The organism is Flavobacterium sp. AK-301 (assembly GCF_058310215.1).
On the sequence record NZ_JBZEES010000014.1, the window covers coordinates 72,064 to 77,448 of the forward strand.

Sequence of the window (5,385 nt, forward strand, 5' to 3'; positions counted from 1 at the left end):
ATTCAGTATTCAGTATTCAGTATTCAGTATTCAGTATTCAGTATTCAGTATTCAGTATTCAGTATTCAGTATTCAGTCTCGATTTTCGATACTTTACATGTGGTTTTTTAGAATATATATCAAATAAAAAATCCCAAACAGATTAATTTCAGTTTGGGATTTTTATTATGATGTTATTGGATTTTACAGCCAAATTTTTCGGGATAGTTAATCATATAATTGATAAGTTTTCCAACTTCATTATTTTTAGTTGTTAATTCAGTATGCTTTTCCTGAGAAATATACTCACAACGTAATGAAAATTCTAACCAAACATTGGTTTCAGAGTTTTCAGCATCACTATCTGTCAATTTACTGATAAAATGATTCACATAACGTCTTTTTCTGTAAGCCTCAGCAACATTTGCACAAACACTTCTTGATGAACGTCTTATTTGATCTGTAAGAGAATATTTTTCTTCAATTGGAAATGTCTTAGATAATACAAATAGTTCCATTGCCACTTCAAATGCCTTTTTATAAACTAATAATTCTCTGAAATTCATAATATTGTTTTATTAATTTATAATACAGAACTGAATACTGTTAACCGGTACTGTATACTGTATACTGGCACTGAAAACTGTATACTGAAAAACTGAAAACTAAGCCGAAGCTGTCTCCACACTTTTATCAATTTTACCAACCAGACCGATCAGTACTTTTCCCGGACCTACTTCAGTGAATGAAGTTGCACCGTCTTTTATCATCTGTTGTACAGACTGTGTCCATTTTACAGGAGCAGTTAACTGTATAATCAGGTTTTTTTTGATCTCTGTGGGGTCAGATACAGCTGTTGCTGTTACATTCTGATATACCGGGCATACAGGAGTATTAAAAGTAGTGTTTTCAATTGCAGCAGCCAGTTCTTCTCTTGCAGGTTCCATCATTGGAGAGTGAAAAGCACCACCAACAGGAAGTATCAGAGCACGTTTTGCACCTGCTTCTTTCATTGCCTCACACGCTTTTTCTACCGCTTTAAGTTCCCCTGAAATAACCAACTGACCAGGGCAGTTATAGTTAGCAGCAACCACAACTCCATCAATAGAAGCACAGACATCCTCTACGATTTTATCTTCCAGTCCCAGAACAGCAGCCATAGTTGAAGGTGTGATTTCACAAGCTTTCTGCATTGCCAGGGCACGTTTAGAAACCAGTTTTAGTCCATCCTCAAATGATAGCGCACCATTAGCGACCAGAGCAGAAAATTCACCTAATGAGTGACCTGCAACCATTTCCGGTTTGAAGTTGTCACCTAATGTTTTTGCTAAGATTACAGAATGTAAAAATACAGCAGGTTGCGTTACTTTTGTTTCTTTCAGTTCTTCAGCAGTACCCTCAAACATAATATCTGTGATACGGAATCCTACTATTTCGTTTGCTTTCTCAAATAGTTCTTTAGCCAAAGGAGATTGTTCATAAAGTTCTTTCCCCATTCCGGTAAATTGGGCTCCTTGTCCTGGAAATACATATGCTTTCATAAATAATATTTAAAAGATTCAAATAGATATGACCGAAAATAAGATTCAGCCAAAAAGGCAAAAGTACTGTTTTTTTTAAATTAAATACAGTATAGGATTTAAAGCGAAAGTTAACCATATTATTTACTAATATTATAATTATGAAATATAGTTGTATACTCAGAAAAAGAGCCGTCATGAGATTAGGTTTACTTAGATCGGATCATCGTAAATAAATTAAAAATTAACAAATTAAAAGAAAAGTATATATTAATTGCAGTGAAATAATAAATATTGTTACTTTTACCAAGTATAAGATTAAGGTGTATCCGAAAAACCTGAAAAGAGTAGGAGGGATTTAATAGTATTATAACATGTCAAATTTATTTACTACAGCGAGTGTTTTGAGATATTCCAAAATTATTATTGTATTTACTGTCGGGATGTTAGCTTTATTCGTTATTTATGGAAATATAACAGACTATTGGACTAATTATAATTTTGTACATCATGTGATGAATATGGATACACTGAAAGAGGGACAAGGTGCTTCCATAATGTATCGTGCCATTACAAATACTACTGTGCATCACATAACCTATATTTCGTTAATTTCTATTGAAACACTGATTACTTTTCTTTGTTTTAAAGGAGTATACGATATGTGGAAGTTTAGAAAAGCGGATGCCGCTACCTTTCATAACTCTAAACGTGTTGCTATAATAGCGTTGACATTTTGTTGCCTTCTTTGGTTCTTTGGTTTTCAGGTTGTCGGAGCAGAGTGGTTTGGTATGTGGATGAGTTACTGGAACGGACTTCCGGACGCTAATCGATTAGTTACCTATATGTTTATAGGGCTTGTGTATGTATCAATGAAAAATGACGATTAATTAATTATCAATATACCGATTTAATTAAGGTTGTATAATGAAATACTACCTTAATTAAATCGGTATTCTTATTTCAAATAGAATAATAAAAGCTTTTAATATTAGATAACAGTTTTTATAGTAATGAATTTATAATTAGAGTTATGAAAAAGTGTTTTTTAATAGGTTCTTTCCTTTTAATAGTTTTAAACGTATCATCACAGGAGTTACAACTGCATTTTGATCCCCGTCATGCATTACATGATGATGTTGCTCCTCGTAATTATTTTACGGCGACTTTTCAAATGTTTAAAGCGGATAAGTGGGGTTCAACATTTGGTTTTATAGATTTTGATTTTAACCAGAGTAAAGGAGATATAGGTTTGGCTTATTTAGAAATAGGCAGAAATATAAAAATAGGCAATAGCCCTATAGTGCCTCATATTGAATTCAATGGAGGTATTGTAAGAGGTGATAATAATTCAGGATTTTCTATTCCTAATGCTTATCTGATAGGACCTTCATTTACGCATAACTTTGGCAAAGTACACATTGATACCTATATTGCTTATAAGTATAATTCTTTCGAAAAAGGGAGTAATGATATTCAGTGGACCGTTAGTTGGAGTACTTCACTCTGGAATAATAAAATAACGATAACGGGTTTTATGGATGTCTGGACTGAAAATAAGGATCGTTTGACCGGAGAAGGGAGTAAAAAAGTAATTCTTCTGACTGAACCTCAGTTTTGGTATAATATAAATGAAAATTTAGCTTTTGGATCAGAGATAGAGATCAGTAATAACTTTTATGCTAATTATAATAACAAACTATATGTACTGCCTACAATTGCAGGGAAATGGACTTTTTAGAGAATATCGAATAGAAAATCATATGGGAATCTTCAAAAAGGTGTTCATGTTTTAAAAGCCTATACTTCCAAAGGGATAACCAGTCATAAAATAATAAAGAATTAAAGAGTCTTTTGTTTTAGAATAAAATAAAAATAAGTGTTATTTATAGTTTGTGTCCGGTATTCGATTATATTCAATCGAATACCGGATTTTTTTATTTATCCGGATTCCTGTAAAGCTTTCAAAAACGTATAGAAATTATAGGTTAATATTATTTGTGTATTGAATATATTCTTATCTCATTTTCAAAAAGTAAAATCCATAAAGATTTTTAACACATCGTGTCTATTTTTATTTTTCCAATTTATTACAACATATTGTTTTATATGTTTTTATAAAACAAATAATATAACAAACGATCTCTGTTTGTTATTAAATTAACAAAGAGGTTTATTTTTATTTTGATAATTAAAACATTATTTTCGTTTAATTAACTTAATCAGTGTTTTATTTAAATTTATTTTTATGAAAAAAATATACTATTTGTTTTTTATTTTGTTTTTATTTTGCAGTAGCATACAGGCGCAAACGTATCATGAAGATGATAAAGAAGGATTGCGTGTTTTTCTTCGTCAGCCAACGGATAAACCGGGACAGTTGAATCTGCATGTTTTGGGTTTAGCTACAACCGATACTTTAAACTGGAGCACTTCGGAAGCGTGGGTTACTAAAATAGCTCACAGTTCATGGTGGAATACAGCATCTCCCAAGCGGTTAATACAATTATATTTAGTGGCTAACGAATTATTATACGGGACATTAGATGCTAGTAAATTTGTTTCTTTAGAATATTTGAGTTGTTGGTCTAATCAGTTAACGAATTTGGATGTTTCCAAGAATGTAAATTTAACCAGTTTGAATTGTAATTCAAATCAGTTGACTAATTTGGATGTTTCAAAGAATGTAAATTTAAGATATTTGAGTTGTTGGTCTAATCAGTTAACGAGTTTGGATGTTTCTAATAATATAAATTTAATCAAACTGAATTGTGATTCAAATTCGATAACGAGTTTGGATGTGTCTAAGAATGTAAAATTAACAGATTTAGATTGTCAGTCTAATCAGTTAACGAGTTTGGATGTTTCTAAGAATGTAAAATTAACAGATTTAGATTGTCAGTCTAATCAGTTAACGAGTTTGGATGTTTCTAAGAATATAAATTTAAGATATTTTAATTGTAATTTTAATTCGATAACGAGTTTGGATGTTTCAAATAATATAGATTTAAAATCTTTGAGTTGTGGTGATAATTTAATAACGAGTTTGGATGTTTCCAATAATGTGAATTTATGGGCTTTGAATTGTTCTAAGAATTTATTAAAGTCATTGGATATCTCTAAGAATGTAAAATTAGATCAGTTGTTTTCTAATGGTAATCCGTTGGGGTCATTAGATGTCTCTAAAAATGTAAAATTAAAATATTTAGTTTGTCCTTCTAATCAATTAACGAGTTTAGATCTTTCAAATAATGTAGATTTAATCCGTTTACATTGTCCCTCTAATCAATTAACGAGTTTAGATGTGTCTAAGAATGTAAAATTAAGAGACTTGGAATTTAATTCTAATTTGGTAACAAGTTTGGATGTTTCAAATAATATAAATTTAGCTTATTTAGATTGTTCTGCTAATCAGTTAACGTTTTTGGATGTTTCTAAGAATGTGAATTTATGGGCTTTGGATTGTTTTCTGAATCATTTTACATTATCTACTTTATCTGATATGGAAAGTTCATCTTCTGTACTTAGGGAGTATTCCCCTCAAAAGACTGTTGAAGGAGGGATTATAGATGCCGGACAGGAAATTGATTTAAGTCATGAATATTCGATTAAAGGTAATACAACGGTATATAGCTGGTATACCGAATCAGGTGTTCCGATAGAGTTGAAACAGATCGCTAAAGGGAAGTTTATTGCCGGAAAAGCCTATGATGGAGCAACTCTTATTTGTAAAATGACCAATGCAAGTTATCCCGGTTCAACTCTTTGGGATAAGGAATCAAATTCATGGAAGTATTTTGATCTTGTTGTAGAATATCGTATAACGATAAAAGATAACAGAAAAGAAGAGTTAGAAGATCATTTAGTGATACAAACACCAACAGAG

Annotated in this window: 5 protein-coding genes; 3 read left to right on the forward strand and 2 right to left on the reverse strand. The window is 31.1% G+C overall.

Going from position 1 to position 5,385, the window contains the following annotated elements; all coding sequences use genetic code 11:
- Nucleotides 1-173: 173 nt before the first annotated feature.
- Complete coding sequence (locus tag AC4FQX_RS14075) at nucleotides 174-545, reverse strand: four helix bundle protein (RefSeq protein WP_491168353.1); 372 nt, start codon at nucleotides 543-545, stop codon at nucleotides 174-176.
- Nucleotides 546-644: 99 nt separating this feature from the next.
- A complete protein-coding gene (gene fabD / locus AC4FQX_RS14080) occupies nucleotides 645-1,520 on the reverse strand; it encodes an ACP S-malonyltransferase (protein ID WP_491168354.1) in 876 nt (291 codons plus the stop codon).
- A gap of 353 nt (nucleotides 1,521-1,873) precedes the next feature.
- Between fabD and AC4FQX_RS14085 the strand changes: the two genes are divergently transcribed.
- The 3 genes from AC4FQX_RS14085 to AC4FQX_RS14095 all read left to right on the forward strand — a co-directional run.
- Nucleotides 1,874-2,389 (forward strand): DUF2165 family protein, encoded by a 516-nt coding sequence (locus AC4FQX_RS14085; protein WP_491168355.1) that lies wholly within the window; start codon nucleotides 1,874-1,876, stop codon nucleotides 2,387-2,389.
- 143 nt (nucleotides 2,390-2,532) lie between these two features.
- Nucleotides 2,533-3,240: a DUF5020 family protein gene (locus tag AC4FQX_RS14090; RefSeq protein WP_491168356.1), complete on the forward strand. Its 708-nt coding sequence runs from the start codon at nucleotides 2,533-2,535 to the stop codon at nucleotides 3,238-3,240.
- A 507-nt stretch (nucleotides 3,241-3,747) separates the two neighbouring features.
- Nucleotides 3,748-5,385, forward strand: a 1,638-nt coding sequence (locus tag AC4FQX_RS14095) for a leucine-rich repeat domain-containing protein (protein ID WP_491168357.1), incomplete at its 3' end; no start/stop codon positions are given.

Coding starts and splice junctions, on each gene's coding strand:
- AC4FQX_RS14085 (WP_491168355.1), top strand. CDS start 1,874: ATGTCAAATTTATTTACTACAGCGAGTGTTTTGAGATATTCCAAAATT.
- fabD (WP_491168354.1), bottom strand. CDS start 1,520: ATGAAAGCATATGTATTTCCAGGACAAGGAGCCCAATTTACCGGAATG.
- AC4FQX_RS14075 (WP_491168353.1), bottom strand. CDS start 545: ATGAATTTCAGAGAATTATTAGTTTATAAAAAGGCATTTGAAGTGGCA.
- AC4FQX_RS14090 (WP_491168356.1), top strand. CDS start 2,533: ATGAAAAAGTGTTTTTTAATAGGTTCTTTCCTTTTAATAGTTTTAAAC.